Raw genomic sequence first — 21283 nt, 5'->3', positions numbered from 1 at the left:
CACCGGAGGGTCGGCAGGCGTACCCCGGCTCTGGGGCGGCGGACGCATGGTCCGCCGCCCCGGGTTCTCGTCGTGCTCCCGGCGCGGCACCGGCGCGGCGCGTCGCCGGCCGTGCTCGCGCCGGGTGGCAAACATGTGACGTCCCTATAGTGGGGTGCTGCCGGCACTCACTGGGCGTGGGTGCCGGGTCCCGTGCCGTCGGCGCATGGCGGCGGGTGTTGAGGGGGCCGGGGTGGCACTGACCGACGACGCGATCGCGAAGATCCGGAGCATGATCCAGAGCGGCGAACTGCCGCCGGGTGCGCGGCTGCCACCGGAGCCGCAGCTGGCCGCGCAGATGGGGCTGTCGCGCAGCGGGGTGCGGGAGGCGGTGAAGGTGCTCGAGTCCGCCCGGGTGCTCGACGTGCGACGGGGCGACGGGACGTACGTCACCAGCCTCGCCCCCCGGCTGCTGCTGGAGGGCCTGGGTGTCGCGGTGGAGTTGCTGCGCGACGACACCTTGCTGGAGGTGATGGAGGTGCGCCGGATGCTGGAGCCGGTGGCGACCGGCCTGGCGGCGCTGCGGATGACCGACGCCGATCTCGACGAGCTGAGCCGGATCCTGGAGGAGATGCGGGCGGCGGCCGACGACGCCGAGAAGCTGATCCGGTTCGACACCGCCTTCCATCACACCGTCGTCGCCGCGACCGGCAACGAGACCCTCACCTCGCTGCTGGACGGGCTGTCCAGCCGTACGGTGCGGGCGCGGGTGTGGCGCGGGTTGATCGAGGGCAACTCGGCGCACCAGACGATCGACGAGCATCACGCGATCTACCTCGCGCTGCGGGCGCGCGACCAGTTGCTCGCCCAGGCCAGCGCGCTGATGCACGTCAACACCTCCGAGGCGTGGCTGCGTCGGGTGCTCGCCGTCGAGCCGGCGGACGCCTAGCCGGGGTGGGTTGACCCGCGCCGCCCCGACAGCTATAACGTATGACGACTAATAGTTCGAAGTTCATCAATGGATAGGCGCGACCGGATCCTCCCTGATGCCGCACCGCACCACCACCACACGTGGGCCGGTCCCAGCGGGGTGGCAAGGCCGGGCCGTGTTCCCGGGGAGGCTCGACCCATGTCAGGAACCAGGCGGCTACTCCGCCGCCCATCGACCCTCGCGCTCCTGGTCGTCGGCGCTCTGCTGGCTGTCGGCGGCGCGGTGGGCGGGCTCGCCGCGCCGGCCCAGGCGGCCACCTCGATCACGATCAACGGGGCGTCGGGCGGCAAGACGTTCGACGGCCTCGGCGCGGTCAGCGGCGGCGGCGGCAACAGCCGGCTGCTGATCGACTACCCGGAGCCCCAGCGCGGCCAGATCCTCGACTACCTCTTCAAGCCCAACTACGGCGCCTCGTTGCAGATCCTCAAGGTGGAGATCGGCGGCGACACCAACTCCACCAGCGGGTCCGAGCCGAGCCACTCCCACTTCCGCGGCGACCTCGACTGCAACCGCGGCTACGAGTGGTGGATCATGGAGCAGGCCAAGCTCCGCAACCCGAACATCAAGCTCGTCGGGCTGGCCTGGGGTGCGCCGGGTTGGATCGGCAACGGCACCTTCATGTCGCAGGACTCGATCGACTACCACCTGTCCTGGCTGGGTTGCGCCAAGCAGCACAACCTGACCATCGACTACCTCACCGCCGCCCAGAACGAGCGGTTGTACGACGCCAACTGGACCATCAACCTGCGTACCGCGCTCAACAACAACGGCTACGCCGGCGTGAAGCTCATCTTCGGCGACGACTACCCGGGCAGCTGGAACCCGGCCAACGTGGCCGTCAACAACGCGGCGCTGCGCAACGCGATCGACGTCATCGGCGGTCACTACCCGTGCGGCTACCTGGCCGCGCAGACCACCTGCACCGTGTCGGCCAACGCCACCGCCACCGGTGAGACCCTGTGGAACAGCGAGGGCGGCTCGCAGGACTACAACGACGGCGCCAAGCCGCTGGCGCGCGGCATCAACCGGGGGTACATCGACGGGAAGATGACCGCGTACATCAACTGGAACCTGATCGGCGCGACCACCACGAACATCCCCTGGGCCACCGTCGGGCTGATGCTGGCCAACCAGCCCTGGTCCGGCTGGTACGCCGTCGGCAAGAACTCCTGGACGCTCGCCCACACCACCCAGTTCACCGCGCCGGGCTGGAAGTACCTCGACTCGTCCAGCGGCTTCATCGGCGGCGCGCGCAACAACGGCAGCTACGTGTCGCTGAAGTCGCCGAACAACTCCGACTACACCACGGTCGTCGAGACCATGGACGCGACCGCCGCGCAGACGCTGAACCTCAGCGTCACCGGCGGGCTCTCCACCGGCTCCGTGCGCGTCTGGTCGACCAACCTGAACTCCAACAACACCGCCGACCACTTCGTCCGTGGCGCCGACATCACCCCGTCCGGCGGGAACTACTCGCTGACCGTGCAGCCCGGCCACCTCTACACGATCACCACCACGACCGGCGGCGGGAAGGGCACGGCGACCAGCCCCCCGCAGGGCCAGCTGAGCCTGCCCTACAGCGACAACTTCGACAGCTACCCCGCCGGCAAGCTGGCCCGGTACCTCCAGGACAACCAGGGTGCGTTCGAGACCGCCACCTGCGGCGGCGGCCGTGCCGGCATGTGCCTGCGCCAGTCGTCGCCGATGGCGCCGATCACCTGGAAGACCCTGGCCGACCCCAGCACGTACGGCGGCAACCTGAACTGGAACAACTACACGGTCTCGGCCGACGTGCTGCTGGAGAAGGCCGGCTACGTCCAGCTGGAGGGCCGGGTCGGCAGCCAGAACCTGGACCCGGTCAGCGCCCAGAACGCGTACTTCCTGCGGGTCACCGACGGCGGCGCGTGGTCGATCCTGCGCAACAACACCAGCAACCAGCTCACCACCCTGCGCAGCGGCACCGTCGCCGCGCTCGGCACCAACCGCTGGCACAGCCTCGCCCTGGGCTTCTCCGGCAGCACCATCACCGCCACCGTCGACGGGGTCACCGTGGGCACGGCCACCGACTCGTCCTTCGGCGCGGGCCTGGTCGGCTTCGGCACCAGCCAGGGCCAGACCGCCCAGTTCGACAACCTCAGCGTCGTCCCGGGCGTGGGCGGCGGCACGCAGGTCTCGCTGCGCAACACCAACGCCGGCCGGTGCCTGGACGTCCCGTCGCAGTCGCAGACGAACGGCACCCAGCTGACGCTGTGGGACTGCAACAGCGGCCCCAACCAGCAGTGGACGCAGACCGCCGGCAAGCAGCTCCAGGTGTACGGCACGAAGTGCCTCGATGCCGAGGGCGCGGGAACCTCGTCGGGCACCAGGGTGATCATCTGGGACTGCACCGGCGGCACCAACCAGCAGTGGAACCTCAACACCGACGGCACGATCACCGGGGTGCAGTCCGGGCTGTGTCTGTCCCCGACCGGCGGCGGCACCGCCAACGGCACGCAGGTGGTCATCTCGACCTGCACCGGCGGCAACAGCCAGAAGTGGACGCGGAGCTGACCGCTGCCCGAGCCTGCCCGGGAGGGGCTGCCCCAGGGCGGTCCCTCCCGCAAGCGGTGCGCCCGTCAGCGCACCAGCCGGGCGGTGTCCGGCCCGCTGCGGCGGACGAGCCACGCCTCGGTGATGTGGGTGAACATGGCCTGGGCGGCGCCGTCGGGGTCGTGGGCCGCGATGCGTTCGTAGATGCGCCGGTGCCCCCGGTTGGACGCCACGCAGAGCGCGCGCTCGGTGCGACCCATGTACCGGGCGGTGTTCACGACCTGGCTCTCCAGGGCCCGCACCACGCCACGGGCGATGCGGTTCCCCGACGCCTGCATGATCACGTCGTGGAAGGCGCGGTCGTGCTCGTGGTACGTGACGTGGTCGTCGACCAGCTCGTCCATCCGGTCGACCAGGGCGCGCAGCCGGTCGACGGTCTCCTGGTCGGCCAGGCGGGCGGCGACGTTGGCCATGTCGGACTCCAGCACCCGGCGGGTGACGACCAGGTCGTCGAGGATCGCCAGGCTGTCGTCCTCGGCGATGGTCGCCGCGAGGACGAGTTCGTCGAGCATGTCCCACGTCGACGGCGGGGTGACGATGGTGCCGCTGCCCTGGCGGACCTGCACCAGCCCCTTCTCCTGGAGGATCTTCACCGCCTCCCGGACGACCGTGCGGCTCACGGAGAACGCCCCGCACAGCGCCGGCTCGGGAGGCAGGGGAGTCCCCGGGGGGTGCACCCCGCGGACGATGCGCTCCACCAGTTCCGCGGTGACCGCCGTGGCGAGGTTGGCGGGTCGCCGCGCCCACGCCGAGGTGCTCGGGGTGGTCTCCTGTGCTGCCGTCATGTCCCCTCCAGTGCCCCCGCGGGCGGCGGTCGTGCGCCGTCGGGAAATTCTACGCCCCAGTGTTGACGTCATACGTCATACGAGTTACCTTCTCGTCAATTCTTGCATCGACGGCCGGCTCTCCGGCACTCGCATAGTCGAAGGTGGGCAGCGATGAAGCAGCGAACAGTGTGGCCCGCGATCCTCGTCGCGGCACTGGTGCTGGGTGGCTGCGGTAGCGCCTCGGGGACGCGCTCCTCGCCCGGCGGCGCCGACACCAAGCTGGTGGTCTGGGACTGGAAGTCCGGTGAGGCCAGCGCCGCGCAGTACATCGAGAAGGCGAAGGCGGACTTCGCCAGGAAGCACCCCGGCGTGACCGTCGAGTTCGTGGCCCAGCCCCACGACCAGTACTACACGCTGCTCGGCACGGCGATCCAGTCGGGCAAGGGGCCCGACGTGATCCTGTTCAACGGCGGCGGACAGATCCGGGACCGGGCGGACGCGCTCCTGCCGCTGGACGAGTACGTGGCCGAGGACCGGCAGCGGCTGGCCGGCTGGGACGCGTTCACCAAGGACGGCAGGACCTACGCCGGCCCGGTGACCCTCCAGGGCCACCCGATCTACTACAACCGCGCGCTCTACGAGAAGGCCGGCCTCGACCCGGCGAAGCCGGCCGCCACGTGGCCCGAGTTCGTCGCCAACTGCGCCGCCATCACGAAGCAGACCGGCACGAAGTGCTTCGCCCTCGGCAACAAGGAGGGCATCGGCATCCAGTTCTTCCTCTCGGCCTTCGGATCGGGCGTGCTCACCCCGCAGGAGTACGACGCCTGGATCGCCGGCAAGCGGGACTGGACCTCCCCCCACGTCAAGCGGATCTTCGCCCTGTGGAAGGAGACCCAGGACGCGAAGCTCAACAGCGACGGGCCCAACTCGACGGCGATGTTCAACGACGCCTTCGCGATCTTCCAGTCCGCCAAGGCCTCCCACGTCATCGGCCTGATGTCGGACATCGGGCACTGGAAGGACTTCGGCGAGTTCCTCCCGGCCGACAAGATCGGCGTGATGCGCGCGCCGGTGGTCGTCCCCGGGGCCACCCCGAGCCTGCCGTTCGACGGCGGCATCGGGTACGGGGTCGCCAGGTGGACCAGGGACCCGAAGCTGGCCGCCGACCTGGTGCGGTCGTTGACCTCGACCGACGCCCTGACGGCCTTCCACGAGCAGGCCGGCGCGATCGCCGCCGACACGACGATCGACGTGTCGAAGGGCGGCCCGGCCGTCACCACGATCGTCGCCGACCTCAAGAGCGGCAAGCCCGCCCTGCACGTGGCGCTCTCCTCGCGCACCCTCGACCTGATGGGCCGGGTCTCCCAGCAACTGCTGAGCGGCTCGCTCACCGTCGACGAGGCCGTGCGACAGTTGGCGGCCTCGGACCAGGCCGGCTGAACCGTGCCGGGTGGGAAACCGTTGACGTCGGTCCGTCCGGTGGTGGCCGGGCGGACCGACCGGGCGCGACACCAGCGGCCGGCTTTGCCGGGCGCCACGGCTAGGCGTGGCCGTGGCGCCCGGCGGAGCGAACGCCTCGCCCCCTACGTCCTGCTGGCCCCGGCCGTGCTGATCATCGTGCTGCTGCGGCTGTGGCCGCTGGTGCTCGGGGTCAACTTCTCCTTCACCGGGGACGGCGACCGCGACGGGACGATGGTCGGTCTCGACAACTACCGGGAGCTGTTCGCCGACCCGCTGTTCCGGGGCGCGCTGCGCAACGTCGGGCTGCTCGTGCTGCTGCTGCCGGTGGCGGTGGCGATACCCGGCCTGCTCGCGACCTTCATCTACCTGCGCGTGCCGGGGCACCGCCTCTACCGCAGCGTCTACTTCTTCCCGGCGGTGCTCTCCCCGGTCATCGTCGGCGCCATCTTCAACCTCCTGCTCGCCTTCGACGGTCCGCTCAACACCGTGCTCGGCGGCGTCGGCATCGGGCCCACGGACTGGCTCGGCGACCCCGACCTGGCGATGTTCGTGGTGGTCGGGGTGCACGTCTGGGCGACCTTCGGCATGGCGCTGGTGGTGTTCCTCGCCGGGTTCGCCACCCTGGACGCCACGCTGCTGGACGCCGCCCGGGTGGACGGCGCGTCGCTGCCCCAGACCATCCGGCACGTGATCGTCCCCAGCCTCTCCCGCACCATCCAGTTCGTCTTCGTGACCACCATGATCGGGATGCTGACCTCCATGTTCGGCCTGCTCTACGTGATGACCAGCGGTGGCCCGGAGGGCTCGACCTACCTGCCCGAGTACTACATCTGGATCCAGCAGGGACAGATGAACCGGCCGGCGCTCGCGTCGGCCGCCTCGACGGTGCTGTTCGGCGTCATGCTCGTGGTGGGGCTGCTGCAGATCAGCCTGCTCCGGCGGGGGGTGAGGGAGGCGTGATGTCCCGCGTCCGGCCGGGCAGGTGGCTGCTCGCCCTCCCGATGGCCCTCCTGGCGCTGGCGACGATCTACCCACTGGTCTTCACCGCCAACGTGGCGATGAAGACCCGCCGCGAGTACGTCCTCGACCGTTTCTCGCTGGCCGACGCCCTGCGCTGGGAGAACGTCGCCACCGCCTGGAACACCGTCGACATGGCCCGCTACCTGGCCAACTCGGTCGGCACGGTGACGGCCTCGGTGGTCCTGCTGCTGCTGTTCGGCTCCATGGCCGGCTTCGCGCTGAGTCAGCTGCGCTTCCGGGGCTCGTCGGTGCTGTTCCTGGGCTGCCTCGCGGCGGTCTTCGTCCCGTTCCAGGTGATCATGGTGCCGCTGAACCGGATCATGGCCGACGCCGGGCTCGTCGACACCTATCCCGGCCTCGTCCTCGCCTACGTCGCGCAGTTCCTCCCGTTCACGATCTACCTGATGACCAGCTACTACCGGACCATCCCGACGGAGATCGTCGACGCGGCCCGCATCGACGGCAACAGCGTGTACGGCGTCTACCGACGGATCATGCTGCCCCTGGGCACCCCGGCGCTGCTGTCGGTCGGCATCCTCGACGCCCTGTTCTGCTGGAACGACGTGCTGATCGCGCTGCTGCTGATGCCCTCGGCCGAGCACCGCACCCTCATGGTCGGGGTGACCTCGCTGCGCGGGCAGTACTCCGCCGACATTCCCACCTTCGCCTCCGGGGTGCTGATCGCCGCGATCCCCGTCCTGGTGGTCTACCTCCTCCTCCAGCGTCAGATCGCCGACGGCGTCGCCGCCGGCTCCACGAAGGGCTGACATGCGGATCACCGGATACCGGACCCTCACGACCAGCCAGGAATGGGGACGCCCCGTCGGGGACGCCAACGGCGTCTTCGCCGACGGCGTCACCGCCGTGCCGATCGTCCTGGTCGAGACCGACGAGGGCATCACCGGCGTCGGCCTCGGCCCGCACGGCGACATCGAGAACATCTTCGCGGCCCTGCACGGCGAGGACCCCCGCGCCGTGACCAGCCTGTACGACCGGATGCTGCGGCAGACGTTCAAGGCGGGCCACGCGGGCTCGGTGTTCGGGACCATCGGCGCGCTCGACACCGCCCTGTGGGACATCAAGGCACAGGCGGCCGGGCAACCGCTCTGGCGGCTGCTGGGCGGGCGCGACCGGCGGGTCCCCGCCTACGCGTCCGGTCTGGACATCGGGCTCGGCGACGACGAACTGGTCGCCGCGTACGAGGGCTACGCCCGGCACGGCCTGCGGGCCGCCAAGCTCAAGGGCGGCCTCGACATCGAGCGGGACCGCGACCGCCTGCACCTGGTACGGGACGTGCTGACCGACGCCGCGCACGGGCAGCGGCCCGGCCTGATGCTCGACGTGAACGAGGCGTGGACCCGCAAGCAGGCCGTCCGGCACGTCTGCGAGCTCGAACGCACCCTGGACCTCGTCTGGATCGAGGAGCCCGTGCGCCGGTGGGACGCCGAGGGCCTCGCCGCCGTCGGCCAGGGCATCCGCGCCTCCGTAGCGACCGGCGAGAACCTCACCGGCCTCGAACAGTACCGTCCGCTGCTCGCCGCCGGGGCGGTCGACGTCGTCCAGGCGGCCGCGGTGTGGGGCGTCACCCACTTCCTGCGGGTGTCCGCGCTGGCGCACGCCTTCGACCTGCCGGTCAGCCCGATCGGCAACAGCCCCGTCGGGCTGCTGCACGCCGCCACCTCGGTGCCGAACCACCTGGTCAGCGAGCTGCAGGACCTGCACGCCCCGGTCGGGGTCAGCCTCGACCTGCACGTCTCCGACGGCGCGTTCGTCCTCGGCGACTCGCCCGGCCTGGGCGTCACGGTCGCCGAGGAGAAGATCCGCCCGCCCCACCGCCGCCCGCAGGCCCCGGCCGCCGACGGCCCCAACGTCCGGCCGGAACGGGCCGGGCGACGCCTGCTGGCGGTGGCCGACCACGCCCACGCCACGGCGCGACCGCACGCCACCGTCCGGCCCGGCGCGCCCGCACACACCCACGACGGCGCCTCGCCCGCCGTCCGGCCCTGACCCCGGCCGCCACCCCACCGATAGGAGTCCCGCCAGTGCCCGTCCCGTCATCCCCCAGCAGGCGTCGGCCCGTGCTGGCCGGCGTCGCCGCGGCGACGCTCGCCGCCGCGGCCGCCGTGTTCGCCGCGGCGACACCCGCCCTCGCGGCCACCACCACCCTCTACGCGTCCCCCGCCGGCAGCGGCACCGCGTGCTCGGCCAGCCAGCCGTGTTCGCTGACCGAGGCGCAGAACGCCGTCCGCTCCCGCACCACGTCGATGTCCGGCGACATCGTCGTCGAGCTGGCCGACGGCGTGTACCGGCTCGCCGCGCCGCTGCGGATGACCGCCGCCGACTCCGGCACCAACGGCTACACCGTGACGTGGCGGGCCGCCGCGTCCGCCCGCCCCGTCATCAGCGGCGCCCGGGCGGTCACCGGCTGGTCGCTGGTCGACTCGGGCAAGAACATCTGGCGGGCCAGCGTCCCTGCCGGGCTCGACAGCCGGCAGCTCTACGTCAACGGCGCCGTCGCCACCCGTGCGCGCACCGCCGTGAACCGGGCCGACTTCACCTTCACCACCACTGGCCTGCGGTTCAGCAACAGCTCCCTGAACTATCTGAACAACCTCGGCAACCAGAACCGGGTCGAGGTGGAGAGCGTCGGCTCGTTCACCGACCGGTACTCCCCGGTGCAGAGCATCAGCGGCAACTTCCTCACCATGCAGCAGCCGGCCTGGAACAACAACACGTTCGGCTTCGACACCCTGTCCAGCCCACACCGCGCGGGCCCGTTCTACCTGACCAACGCCTACGAGTTCCTCGACGCGCCGGGCGAGTGGTACCTGAATCCGGGCAGCGGCCAGCTCAACTACATTCCGCTGGCCGGGCAGAACATGAGCACCGTCAGCGTGGAACTGCCGCAGTTGCAGTCCCTGGTGAACGTCGGCGGCACCTACGACGCCCCCGCGCACCACATCTCGTTCAGCGGGATCACCTTCACCGGCACCAGCTGGCTCGGTCCCAGCAGCAGCAACGGCTTCGCCGACCAGCAGACCGGCGCGCACATCGTCGGCACCTGGGCCCGCCCGGCCGACGCCCTGACCTCCTGCCAGGCCGGCTGCCCGCAGTTCGAGGCGACCCGGCCGAACTGGGCCCAGATGCCCGCCGCCGTGCAGGTGTCCGCCGCCAACACCATCAGCTTCAGCGACTCCCAGTTCGTCAACCTGGGGCAGACCGCCATCGGCATCGGCAACGACGCCAACGCCCACGCCAGCGGTGTCGGCCTGGGCGCCAGCAACATCACCGTCACCCGCTCCGAGATCGCCCGCAACTCGGCCGGCGGCATCGTCGTCGGCGGCGTGCGCGCCGACGCCCACCACCCCGCCGACCAGCGGATGGTCAACCGGAACATCACCGTCAGCAACAACCGGGTGCACGACCTGGGCCTGGAGTACCGGGGCGTCGTGTCGATCCTGACCACCTACGTCAGTACCGCCCTCGTCTCACACAACGAGGTCTACAACATGCCCTACACCGGCCTGTCGGTCGGCTACGGCTGGGGCGCCAACGACGCCGGCGGCAGCAACCACTACGCCAACCGTGGCCTGTACAACTACCAGCCGCGCTACACGACGGCCACCACCGCGTCCAACAACCAGGTCATCGGCAACTACGTGCACGACGTCATGCAGCAGATGACCGACGGCGGGTGCATCTACACCCTGTCGGCTAACCCGGGCGCGACCATCAACGAGAACTACTGCCTGCGCACCAACGGCTGGTTCGGGCTCTACTTCGACGAGGGGTCCCGGTACTACACCGCCCGCAACAACGTGTTCTCCAGCACCGGCACCTGGGCCACCGCCAACTACTGGTACGCCGAGAACATGGGCAACTTCACCGTCACCAACAACTGGTCGACCAACAACAGCACCAACGTGACCAACGGCGACCGGGGCAACGTCGTCAACAACAACACGGTCGTCAGCAACAACAACTGGCCCTCGGGCGCCCAGACCGTGATGGCCAACGCCGGCGTGCAGGGCGGCACCAACCCGCCAGCGCAGGGCGTGCAGATCGTCGGCGTCCAGTCCGGCCGGTGTGCCGAGATCGGCGGCTCCAGCACGACCAACGGCACCCAGGCCCAGCTCTGGGACTGCGTCGGCGCTGCCAACCAGCGGTGGACGCAGACCGCCGGCAAGCAGCTCATGGTCTACGGCACCAAGTGCCTGGACGCCTCCGGCCAGGGCACCAGCAACGGCACCCAGGTCGTGATCTGGGACTGCAACGGGCAGGCCAATCAGCAGTGGAACGTCAACGCCAACGGCACGATCACCGGCGCGCAGTCCGGGCTCTGCCTGGACGCCAACGGCGCCGGGACGGCCAACGGCACGAAGCTCATCCTGTGGGCGTGCAACGGGGGCGCCAACCAGCAGTGGAGTCTGCGGAGCTGAGCCGAGGGCGCGCAGGGCCGGCCCGTCGCCGGCCCTGCGCGCCGCACGTCCGAGCCGGCCGAGGGGCTAATGGCGTCGTGATCCCCGGATGAACTGGTCGACAGCGGTCTGCACGATCCCGTCGAGCAGCTCCGGCGCCACCAGGTTGCCGTTGACCAGCGTGGCGATGCCCTGCAACGTCGCGAAGAGCACGACACCCACGCGCTGCGGGTCGCCGGGCTCCAGCGCGCCCTGTGCCTGCCCCTGAGCGATCAGATCGTGCATCAGCCCGAACGGCGCGGCGGCGGCCTCGACGAGATGATCGGCTCCCGCGCGGTGCTTCCGGGTGAACATCAGCTCCAGCAGCGCGGCGTCCTCGGTGGCGAACCGCAGGTAGGCCGCCGCGATGGCGTGCAGACGCGGCCCGAAGTCGCCCCCGGCGGCGGCGAGCGCCGCGCGTAGCTGCGTGTGCAGCCGGGCGAACCCGGTTTCGGCCAGCGCGTCGAGCAGCGCCTGACGGTCGGGGAAGTGCCGGCGCGGCGCGGCGTGACTGACGCCGGCCTCACGGGCCAGCTCGCGGAGCGAGAGCTGCTCCGCGCCGTGCTGGCGCAGGCTGCGCTCGGCGGCGGCGAGCAGCGTCGGGCGGAGATTCCCATGGTGGTACGCGGGCACCGGATCATGGTAGCCAACGATGTCGTCGTTGCCAACATTGTTGCCACCGCATACATTGTTTCCCATGACAACATTCACGACCGCCCAGATCCCCGCCATGACCGGCCGTACCGTCGTCGTCACCGGCGCGAACAGCGGCATCGGCCGCACCGCCGCCCGCGCGCTCGCCGCCCGGGGCGCCCGCGTCGTGCTCGCCGTCCGCGACCCCGCCAAGGGCGGTGCCGCCGCCGCGACCATGACCGGCGACGTGGTCGTACGCCGGCTCGACCTCGCCGACCTCGCCTCGGTCCGCGCGTTCGCCGAGGGCCTCACCGAGCCGATCGACGTGCTGATCAACAATGCCGGCCTGATGATGCCGCCACTCGGCCGCACCGCCGACGGCTTCGAGCTCCAGTTCGGCACCAACCACCTCGGGCACTTCGCGCTCACCAACCTGCTGCTGCCGCGGATCCGCGGACGGGTGGTCACCGTCTCCTCCACCGGGCACCGGGCGGGGACGATCGACTTCGACGACCTCAACTGGGAACGCCGGCCCTACCGGGCGTTCCCCGCGTACGCGCAGTCGAAGCTCGCGAACCTGCTGTTCACCGCGGAGCTGCACCGCCGCCTCACCGAGGCCGGCTCGCCGGTGCGCGCGACCGCGGCCCACCCCGGCCTCGCGGCCACGAACCTGCTCGGCCACCTCGACCACGATCGCTCCCTGCTGCACCGGCTCCAGACGGCGGTGACCAACCGTCTGGCGCAGAGCGACGAGGACGGCGCGCTGCCCACGCTCTACGCGGCGGTGGCCGACGTGCCGGGCGGCAGCTACGCCGGTCCGGGCGGCTTCCTCGAAGGGCGCGGTGCGCCGAAGCTCGTCGGCCGGTCGAAGGCCGCCCGGGACGACGGGGCCGCCCGTCGCCTGTGGACGGTCTCCGAGGAGCTGACCGGCGTCACCTTCCCGCTGCCCGCCCAGCGCGCCCGGTAGGCGGCTCCCGGCCGGCACGCCTCGGCCGGGCCACCCGGCGTGACGGCCCGGACACTGTGGCGGCCCGGCCGGGGAACGGGGAGGGCTATGCTTCGGCGCGAAGCATGGCCCGTCCCCCGCGCCGGGGCGGGCGTCGAGTCGAGGGCGGTGTGATGAACATCGGGGAGATCGCCCGGCGGGCGGGGGTGTCCCGCAGCACCGTGTCGTACGTGCTGAGCGGGAAGCGGACCGTCTCGGAGGCGACCCGGCAGCGGATCCAGGCGGTCATCGACGAGCTGGACTACCGGCCCAACGCCAGCGCCCGCGCGCTGAAGGAGGGGCGCACCCGCACCCTCGGGCTGGTGATCCCCCCGGCCAGCCAGCGGCTGACCGACATGCAGCTGGGCTTCGTCGCCAGCGTCGTCGAGGCGGCGGCCCGGCACGACCTGGACGTGCTGCTGTCCCCGTCCGGCGGCGACCACGACCGCTCGTTCGAGCGGATCGTCGCCGGGCGTCGGGTCGACGGCGTGGTCCTGATGGAGATCCGGCTGGCCGACGACCGGGTGACCCGGCTGGCCAAGGTGGGCCTGCCGTTCGTCACGATCGGCCGGACGGCCGAGCCGCACGGCATGAGCTGGATCGACGTCGACTACGCCGGGCTGATCGCCCGGTGCGTGCACCACCTGGCCGACCTGGGGCACCGGCACGTGGCCCTGGTGAACCGTTCCGCCGAACTGGTCGCCTCCGGCTACGGGCCTAGCCACCGGGCGCTGGCCGGCTTCCGGGCGGCGGTGGCGGAGCGGGGCCTGGCCGGCGTCGACGTCTGCTGCGGCGACGACGCCGCCTCCGGCGAGGCGTGCGTGGAGCAGCTGCTCGCGACGTACCCGCAGCTCACCGCGATGGCCACCATCAACGAGGCCGCGCTGCCCGGCGTGCAGCGCGCCCTGGCCGGCGCCGGGCTGGCCGTGCCGGGTGACTTCTCCGTCACCGGGGTCGCCGCCCAGCACTGGGCCGAGGACTTCTCCCCGCCGCTGACCGCCGCCGACGTGCCGATGGTCGACATGGGCACCGAGGCGGTGGCGCTGCTGCTGGAGATCATCGCCGCGCCTGACGCCGTGCCGCGCCACCGCCTCTACAGCCCGCCCGTCTCGCTGCGGTCCAGCACCGGCCCGGCCCGGCCCCGCTGACCGGGCCGGCTACCCGCCGGTGGCCCGCCGCTGCTCCTGGGCGGCGGCGAGGACGAGATAGCCGCTGGCGGTCCAGGTGTACGCGCGGTCCCGCAGCCCGGCGCCGGTCTCGGCGTCGAAGTTCTCCGCGAAGCCGGACTTCTCGCACAGGGCGAGGAAGCGCCGGCTGACCTCGTCGGCGAGCGCGGTGTGCCCGGCCCGGCGCAGCCCGTCCTCGACCAGCACCGTGGAGGGGGCCCAGATGGGGCCGCGCCAGTAGCCGTCGGCCAGGTAGTCGGCCGAGTCCGGCGGCTCGGTGGCCAGCCCGTGCGTGGTCAGGTGGGCCTCGACGCCCCGGGCCAGCGCGGCGGCGACCGGGGTGGGCAGGTCCGCGCCGAGCGTGACGGGCATCAGGTCGAGCAGGCTGCGGCTCGCCCGCCGCCGCCCCGTACGCGGGTCGCGGGAGGTGAAGCGCCCGCCGTCCCACAGGTCCCGGAGCATGGCCGCGCGGATCCGGTCGGCCTCGGCGGACCAGCGGCCGGCGGGCTCGCCCAGCTCGGTGGCGAGGTCGGCCAGGCAGCGCAGCTGCGACACGAGGAACGCGGCGAGGTCGGCGGTCTGCAGGACCCGGCCGCCGTCGAAGGTGGTGGCGTTGTCCCAGCCGCTGTCGTTGCCGTGCTGGTAGTGGGGCAGGTCCTGGCCGGGGGCCCGGCGCGCGTCCAGCCAGAACCCGGTCCAGCGGGCCAGCCGGTCGTACGTCTGGGCCAGCGCCGCCCGGTCCGGCGGCGCGGACAGGCGGCGGCGTAGGTGCCGCAGGGCCCAGCCGTGGATGGGCGGCTTGACGTAGTTGTGCAGGACCTCGGAGTGGGTGACCGAGTCGGGCAGGGCTCCGGCCGCGTCCTGGTGGTCGAAGGGCAGCTGGAACTGGTGCCAGGCCAGCTCCGGCTCGCCGGAGGCCAGGGCGATGGCGTTGAAGCAGTGGTCCCAGCTCCACACCTTGTCCATCCAGTGCTTGGACATCAGGACGGCGGGCCGGGTGACGAAGCCCGCCGGGGCGACGGTGGCCGACCACAGCACGTACGCGGCCAGGTCGGCGGCCGGGGTGTCCGCGCCGCGCCACGGCGCGACCGCGTCGAGGAAGGCGGCGAACTCCGCGCTGCGGTCGCGGTGCAGCCGGTCGAAGTCGACGGGCGCGGCGTACGGCGGGCGCGCGGTCTCGTACTCCTCGATCGCGACCTCCCACGGCTGGTCGCCGGGGAGGTCGAGGAACCGGTCGGCGGTGCCGAGCGCCTCGGCACCCGCGGTCTGCCGCAGCGCGCCGGAGAGCACGGTGACCCGGTAGCGGCGACCGGTCTCGTACGAGGTGAACACGTGCGAGCCGTCGAGCGGGTCGAGGTAGAGGTAGGTGCCGCTGAACGGGGTGAGGGTGGGCGCCGCCGCGGCGATCCGCAGCCCGAGCCGCCGGCCCCGCAGCCGCAGGGTGTCCGGCCCGGCGTAGGCGGCCTCGATCCGGCCGGTCCCGTCGCACCAGGTCAGCAGCGTGGGCGTGGCGACGACCGTGGTGTTGGACCCGGCGGGGGTCAGGCGCAGCACGGCGTGCAGCCCGGTCTGGTGCGAGACCAGGTGCAGGTCGTCGGCGTACGTCTTCTCGGCGATCACCGGGGAGACGTCGAGCCAGGATCCGCGGTAGCTGAACGGGATGTCCTGGATGGGGAACTCCGGGCCGGACGGGGCGACGGTCATGGGCGGCGAGTGCCCTTTCTCTGAACGCTTCGCATTCGGCGAATCGATTCGACGAACCGGTTCGGACGAACATATGTCCGTCTATGGCCTGCGGTCAAGGGTGGCCGGGCACGACGGGTCTGCCAGGTGGGAAACCGCGTCGTCACCGCCCTGTCATTTCATTGACATCAATCGACGTCCGGTCCTACGATCCCTGCGAATCGGTTCGCAAGCGCTGCCCTCCGGAGTGCGTCCCCCACGCCCCACCAAGGAGCCGCCCGTGAAAACCCCGTCCCGCCGCAGGCCAGGAGGAGCCCGTGCGCTCGTCGCCCGCCTCGTGGTCGGCCTGCTCGCCGCCACCGCCGCCGTGACCGTCGCCGGGTCCCCCGCCCGGGCCGCCGACGAGTCGATCACCGTCAACTTCGCCACGACCACCGGCACGCCGACCTACCGGGCGTCCGGCTGGATCTACGGCATGACCGAGAACGCCAGCGGACCGGCCGACCACTTCTACCGCGACGTCAAGTTCCAGTACATGCGCGCCGGCGGCGCACAACTGCCCGGCAGCGGCTGGGTCGGCGGCAACTACGACCGTCGCTGGAACTCCACCCTCGCCCAGGCCCGCCGCACCGCCGCCCTCGGCGGCCAGTTCATCATCCTGCCGCACGACCTGTGGGGCGCCGACGGCGCCGGCATCTCCCGCTTCCCCGGCGACAACGGCAACTGGACCGACTACGACAACTTCCTCACCCGGCTCATCGGCGACGTCCGGGCGGCCGGGCTGACCGTGCAGTGGGACATCTGGAACGAACCCAACATCACCATCTTCTGGAACCGCCCGATCTCCCAGTACCTGGAGCTGTGGCGGCGCACCTACCAGCGCCTGCGCTCGGAGTTCCCCAACCAGCTCATCGTCGGGCCGAGCTGCGCCTGCGTGCCGTCGACCAACCACGCCTTCTGGAACCAGTACCTGGACTTCGTCCGCTCCACCAACACCGTGCCGGACATCGTCAGCTGGCACTCGCTGCCGGGCGACCCGGTCGCCAACGTCGCCGCCGCCAACGCCACCCTCGACCCGCGCGGCATCGCCCACCCCCGGCCGTACCAGATCAACGAGTACGGCGCGACCGACGAGCAGAACCCGGCCGACGGCGCCTGGTACATCGCGCGCCTGGAACGGGCCCGCGCGGACGGCCTGCGGGCCAACTGGGCCGGCGGCGGCAACCTGCACAACGACCTCGGCAACCTGCTGGTCCGCAACTCGGCCGGCCAGCACCAGCCCAAGGGCGAGTGGTGGGCCTACCGCTACTACGCCTCGCAGACCGGGCAGGCCGTCTCGGTGACCGCCAGCCAGTCCTACGACGCGTACGCCACCAAGGCCACCGGCGCGGCGAAGGTCCTCGTCGGTGGCGGACGCACCACCGGCAACCTCACCGTCAACCTGCAACGACTGGACACCACCAGCGGCATCGTGCAGAACAACCAGGTGCGGGTCCTCACGCAGCGCATCCCCTACAACGGCGGCGGCGCGGTGCAGGGGCCGGTCACGGTCTCGAACAGCGTGGTCACCGTGGCCAACAACAACGTCGCCGTGACCCTGCCGTACGGCAACCAGACCGACACCTACACCGTCACCCTGCTGCCGCCCTCGGACACCGGCTTCCAGTCGGTGGCGGTGGCCCAGCACTCCCAGCAGTGCCTGGACAACACCGGGCTGGGCACCGCCGACGGCAACCTCCAGCAGCAGTACTACTGCGAGGGCGGGGACCAGCAGCTGTGGAACTTCCGCCCGGTCGACGGCGTGGCCAACACCTACACCGTGGTCAACCAGAGCAGCGGCAAGTGCCTCGACGTCAGCGGGGTGTCCACCGCCGACGGCGCGGCCGTGCACCAGTGGACCTGCCAGAACGGGCTCAACCAGCAGTTCACCCTCCGCAAGGTGACCTACGCCGGCAACGACTCCCACGACTACCAGCTCGTCGCCCGGCACAGCGGCAAGTGCGTCGACGTCAGCGGGGTCTCCACCGCCGCGCAGGCGCGGGTCCACCAGTGGACCTGCAACCCGGTCGGCCAGGGCAGCCCGTTGAACCAGACGTGGCGGATCTGGGGCCGGTAGTCGTCCCGTTTCCCCCCCACCGACAGAAGGAGTCACCCCGTGCGAAACCCGTCCCCCAGCGGGCCAGGACCGGCCCGCGAACCCGTACCGAGGCGGCGTCGCCCGCGCCGCCTCGGCGTCCTGGCCGGCGCGTTGCTCGGCCTCCTCGTCGTCGGCGTCGCCGCGCCCGCCGCCGTGTTCCCGGCCGCCGAGGCGGCGTCGGCGGTGGCCGCCATCGAGCCGGGGCAGAGCGCCCCGATCGTCGGCGTCCAGTCCGGCCGCTGCCTCGAGGTCCCCAACTCCAGCACCGCCAACGGCACCCAGACCCAACTGTGGGACTGCCAGGGCGGCGCCAACCAGACCTGGACCTGGACGTCGGGCCGGCAACTCACGGTGTACGGCAACAAGTGCCTCGACGCCTCCGGCCAGGGCACCGCCAACGGCACGGCGGCCATCATCTGGGACTGCAACGGCCAGGCCAACCAGCAGTGGAACGTCAACGCCAACGGCACCGTCACCGGGGTGCAGTCCGGGCTCTGCCTGGACGCCAACGGCGCCGGCACGGCCAACGGCACGAAGCTCATCCTCTGGGCGTGCAACGGCGGCGCCAACCAGCAGTGGACGTCGCCGACGACCCCGACGACCCCGCCGACGACCGCCCCGCCGCCGACCGGTGGGCGGCCCTGCGACATCTACGCCTCCGGCGGCACCCCGTGCGTGGCGGCGCACAGCACGACCCGGGCGCTCTACGCGGCGTACAACGGCAACCTCTACCAGGTGCGGCGCTCGTCGGACAACACGACCCGCAACATCGGCCTGTCGGGCGCGGGCGGCACCGCCAACGCGGCGACGCAGGACTCGTTCTGCGTCGGCACGACCTGCGTGATCACGGTCGTCTACGACCAGTCCGGGCGCGGCAACGACCTGTGGTACCAGGGGTCGAGCGTGGTGCCCGGCTCGCCGCAGAGCAAGCCGGCGGTCGCGACCTCGGAGTCGCTCACGGTGGGCGGCGCCAAGGCGTACTCGCTCTACATCAACCCCGGCAACAGCTACTGGCGCGACGGCCACCTGACCGGCGTGCCGACCGGTGCCGCGCCCGAGGGCATGTACATGGTGACCAGCGGCACCCACGTCAACAACGGCTGCTGCTTCGACTACGGCAACAGCGAGACGACGAGGAAGGCCGACGCCGCCGGGGCGATGGACGCCATCAACTTCGGCACCCAGTGCTGGTTCGGCGGCTGCTCCGGCACCGGCCCGTGGGTGCAGGCGGACCTCGAATGGGGGCTGTTCCCCGGCGGGAGCAGCTCCTGGAACCCCAACCAGCGGGCGTTCACCAGCAAGTTCGTCACCGCGACGCTGAAGAACAACGGCACGAGCCGCTTCGCGATCAAGGGCAGCAACGCCCAGTCGGGCGGCCTCTACACGCTCTGGGACGGCGCGCTCCCGCCGGGCTACAGCCCGATGAAGAAGCAGGGGGCCATCATCCTGGGCAGCGGCGGGGACTGCTGCAAGCCCGACGGCGGCGCGAACCTGAGCGCCGGCACCTTCTACGAGGGGGCGATGGTCGCCGGCTACCCGTCCGACGCGACGGAGAACGCGGTGCAGGCCAACGTGGTGGCCGCCGGCTACCGCTGACCCGCCGACGGGGCCCGGGAGACTCGACCGGGCCCCGTCGTGCCGGCCCGGGCTCAGCCGGTCCGCGCCCGGCGGGCGGCCAGCTCGGTGCGGTTGCGCACCCCGAGCTTGCGGAAGATGTTGCCCAGGTGGAACTCGATCGTCTTGACCGAGACGAACAGGCGCTGCGCCGCCTCCCGGTTGCTGAGCCCGTCGGCGATCGCGGCGGCGACCCGGGCCTCGGCGCCGGTCAGCGCCGGCCGACCCGCCGCGACCGGGAACGCCGGCGCCGGCGGCGGGTCCGTGCCGGCAGGGCCCGCGCCGCCGGGCCCGGTGGGCGGCCGGCCGCCGAGCAGCCGCAGGTCCTTGAGGACCAGGGCGAGCAGGCCGGCGGCACCGGCGCGGGCGTAACCGGCGGACGCCTGCTCCAGCAGCCGGGCCGCCTCGCCGCGCCGCCCGGAGCGGCCGTGGTGCGCGCCGAGCAGCCAGGCGACGCGGGCCGCCAGCAGCCGCTCGATGGGGCGGGTCAGCTTCCCGAGCGCGGCCGTGAGCGCCGCCGCGGTCGCCGGCGAGTCCGGATCGAGGATCCAGGCCCGCCACGCCGGCAGCACCGGGCCGCCCGGCCAGGAGGCGGGCGGGTCGGCGACGTCGGCGAGCAGGGTGGCGGCCAGCCCGGGCCGGCCGGCCAGGGCGTGGTGGGTTGCCAGCTCCCAGCGGTGCTCGTGTTGCAGGCCGGCGGTCACGCCGGCGTCCGTGGCCACCACGAGTTCGAGCAGCCCCACCCACGCGTCGTGGTCGCCGCGCGCGAACGCCAGCGCGACCGTGCACTCGGGCAGATGCCGGGCGACCCAGGCCGAACCGACCCGTGCGGCCAGCTCCCGGGCCTGGTCGAGATGGTCCGCCGCCTCCTCCAGGTCGCCCCGCAGCGCGTCGCACTTGGCCAGCCACGAGGTCGCCTCGGCCTGCACGTCCAGGCTGTCGCAGAGCGCGGCGAGGCGCACCGCCTCCCGCAGCTCGGCCTGCCCCCGGACCAGGTTGCCGGCCCATGAGTCACCGGCGCCGATCAGCGCGAGCAGCCGGGCCCGGTCCACCGGTGCCAGGTCGAGGGCGTCGACGAGCGGGGCGAAGCGCCGCGCCTCCTGCGGGCGCATCAGGGTCAGCGCGGCCGTCAGCGCGCACTCGACCAGCACCGGATCGTCGCCGAAGGCGTTCTGGTCGAAGATCCGCAGGGCCTTGTCGAGGTAGTCCGGCCCGTCGGCGAGGCCGGCCCGGGTCGCCGCGGTGCCCGCGAGCGTGCAGTAGATCAGCTCCGTCCGTGGCGAGCGGACCGCGTCGTGTGCCTTCCGCGCGCGGGCCAGGAACGGCAGCATCTGGTGGCTGTCGGCGGTGCGGGACAGCGCGACGAACGCCCGGAAGGCCAGCCGGGCGGCCCGATCCGGGTCGGCGCTGTCGGCCGCCGACAGGAGACGCTCGGCCACGATCTCGGTAGACACGACGGTGAGCGTAGAACCGGGGTCCAAGCCCGGGATTTCCCCGGTGTCCCCCCGACCCCCGCCGGCAGACACTGCTTGCCACCCGCCGGCCCGCCGGCCGGCGCAGCGAGAGGCAGGACCGTGAAGCGCAGGACCGTGCAGATCGACACCATCCCCGCCGACGGGGTGGAGCTGGCCGACGACCAGCTCGCCCGGATGCTCGGCGGCCTGCCGCGACCCGGGGCGGGCTCGTCGAAGACCATCGACGACATCCCCAACGGGGGACGGCCGGACACCGACACCGACTTCTGATCCGCGGCCGCCGGTGGCCCGACCGCACGGCGCGGCCAGGCCACCGGCGGCGACCT

Annotated in this window: 16 protein-coding genes; 12 read left to right on the top strand and 4 right to left on the bottom strand. The window is 72.1% G+C overall.

All coding sequences use genetic code 11. The features are described from left to right. Nucleotides 1-232: 232 nt before the first annotated feature. Nucleotides 233-928: a FadR/GntR family transcriptional regulator gene (locus tag LPU61_RS24265; protein ID WP_043963059.1), complete on the top strand. Its 696-nt coding sequence runs from the start codon at nucleotides 233-235 to the stop codon at nucleotides 926-928. A gap of 180 nt (nucleotides 929-1108) precedes the next feature. After that, entirely contained in the window at nucleotides 1109-3520 is a 2412-nt protein-coding gene (locus LPU61_RS24260) for a ricin-type beta-trefoil lectin domain protein (RefSeq protein WP_229406244.1), read from the top strand. Between the two features lie 65 nt (nucleotides 3521-3585). Here the strand turns inward: LPU61_RS24260 and LPU61_RS24255 are convergent, their stop codons facing one another. Then, a complete protein-coding gene (locus tag LPU61_RS24255; protein ID WP_082106288.1) occupies nucleotides 3586-4344 on the bottom strand; it encodes a FadR/GntR family transcriptional regulator in 759 nt (252 codons plus the stop codon). Between the two features lie 153 nt (nucleotides 4345-4497). On the opposite strand from LPU61_RS24255, the gene LPU61_RS24250 reads away from it, so the two are divergent. The 5 genes from LPU61_RS24250 (at nucleotide 4498) to LPU61_RS24230 (ending at nucleotide 11246) form a co-directional block, all read left to right on the top strand. Continuing rightward, nucleotides 4498-5766, top strand: coding sequence for an ABC transporter substrate-binding protein (locus tag LPU61_RS24250; RefSeq protein WP_043963061.1), 1269 nt, complete (start codon nucleotides 4498-4500; stop codon nucleotides 5764-5766). A gap of 165 nt (nucleotides 5767-5931) precedes the next feature. After that, nucleotides 5932-6747, top strand: coding sequence for a carbohydrate ABC transporter permease (locus LPU61_RS24245; RefSeq protein WP_229406243.1), 816 nt, complete (start codon nucleotides 5932-5934; stop codon nucleotides 6745-6747). Further along, nucleotides 6747-7574: a carbohydrate ABC transporter permease gene (locus LPU61_RS24240; RefSeq protein ID WP_043963063.1), complete on the top strand. Its 828-nt coding sequence runs from the start codon at nucleotides 6747-6749 to the stop codon at nucleotides 7572-7574. Before LPU61_RS24245 ends, LPU61_RS24240 begins: the two co-directional genes overlap by 1 nt. A 1-nt stretch (nucleotide 7575) precedes the next feature. Then, nucleotides 7576-8814: a mandelate racemase/muconate lactonizing enzyme family protein gene (locus tag LPU61_RS24235; RefSeq protein ID WP_229406242.1), complete on the top strand. Its 1239-nt coding sequence runs from the start codon at nucleotides 7576-7578 to the stop codon at nucleotides 8812-8814. 35 nt (nucleotides 8815-8849) lie between these two features. Continuing rightward, nucleotides 8850-11246: an RICIN domain-containing protein gene (locus tag LPU61_RS24230; RefSeq protein ID WP_082106289.1), complete on the top strand. Its 2397-nt coding sequence runs from the start codon at nucleotides 8850-8852 to the stop codon at nucleotides 11244-11246. A gap of 66 nt (nucleotides 11247-11312) precedes the next feature. Here the strand turns inward: LPU61_RS24230 and LPU61_RS24225 are convergent, their stop codons facing one another. Continuing rightward, nucleotides 11313-11897 carry a TetR/AcrR family transcriptional regulator gene (locus LPU61_RS24225; RefSeq protein WP_043963066.1) on the bottom strand — a complete coding sequence of 195 codons (585 nt, stop codon included), beginning with the start codon at nucleotides 11895-11897 and terminating at the stop codon, nucleotides 11313-11315. A 64-nt stretch (nucleotides 11898-11961) separates the two neighbouring features. On the opposite strand from LPU61_RS24225, the gene LPU61_RS24220 reads away from it, so the two are divergent. Both LPU61_RS24220 and LPU61_RS24215 read left to right on the top strand, forming a co-directional pair. Then, entirely contained in the window at nucleotides 11962-12864 is a 903-nt protein-coding gene (locus tag LPU61_RS24220) for an oxidoreductase (RefSeq protein WP_043963067.1), read from the top strand. A 152-nt stretch (nucleotides 12865-13016) separates the two neighbouring features. Beyond that, on the top strand, nucleotides 13017-14030 hold the full coding sequence (locus LPU61_RS24215; protein WP_229406241.1) for a LacI family DNA-binding transcriptional regulator: 1014 nt from the start codon (nucleotides 13017-13019) through the stop codon (nucleotides 14028-14030). Between the two features lie 9 nt (nucleotides 14031-14039). Here the strand turns inward: LPU61_RS24215 and LPU61_RS24210 are convergent, their stop codons facing one another. Then, nucleotides 14040-15752, bottom strand: a complete 1713-nt coding sequence (locus LPU61_RS24210) for an amylo-alpha-1,6-glucosidase (RefSeq protein WP_229406240.1) — start codon at nucleotides 15750-15752, stop codon at nucleotides 14040-14042. Nucleotides 15753-16011: 259 nt separating this feature from the next. On the opposite strand from LPU61_RS24210, the gene LPU61_RS24205 reads away from it, so the two are divergent. Together LPU61_RS24205 and LPU61_RS24200 are read left to right on the top strand one after the other, a co-directional pair. After that, on the top strand, nucleotides 16012-17847 hold the full coding sequence (locus LPU61_RS24205) for an RICIN domain-containing protein (protein WP_229406239.1): 1836 nt from the start codon (nucleotides 16012-16014) through the stop codon (nucleotides 17845-17847). Nucleotides 17848-17886: 39 nt separating this feature from the next. Continuing rightward, nucleotides 17887-19464 (top strand): arabinofuranosidase catalytic domain-containing protein, encoded by a 1578-nt coding sequence (locus LPU61_RS24200; protein WP_229406238.1) that lies wholly within the window; start codon nucleotides 17887-17889, stop codon nucleotides 19462-19464. A gap of 53 nt (nucleotides 19465-19517) precedes the next feature. On the opposite strand, the gene LPU61_RS24195 is transcribed toward LPU61_RS24200, so the two are convergent. After that, nucleotides 19518-20936 carry a helix-turn-helix transcriptional regulator gene (locus tag LPU61_RS24195; RefSeq protein WP_229406237.1) on the bottom strand — a complete coding sequence of 473 codons (1419 nt, stop codon included), beginning with the start codon at nucleotides 20934-20936 and terminating at the stop codon, nucleotides 19518-19520. A gap of 120 nt (nucleotides 20937-21056) precedes the next feature. Here LPU61_RS24195 and LPU61_RS24190 point away from each other — a divergent pair, with 120 nt between their 5' ends. Further along, nucleotides 21057-21227: a putative ATP-grasp target RiPP gene (locus LPU61_RS24190; RefSeq protein ID WP_158499170.1), complete on the top strand. Its 171-nt coding sequence runs from the start codon at nucleotides 21057-21059 to the stop codon at nucleotides 21225-21227. Nucleotides 21228-21283 lie beyond the last annotated feature (56 nt).

Source organism: Micromonospora sp. NBRC 110038 (assembly GCF_020884815.1).
Classification (GTDB): Bacteria; Actinomycetota; Actinomycetes; order Mycobacteriales; family Micromonosporaceae; genus Micromonospora; species Micromonospora haikouensis.
Note: the sequence above shows the minus strand (reverse complement) of the source record. Positions and strands in the feature narration are given on the sequence as shown.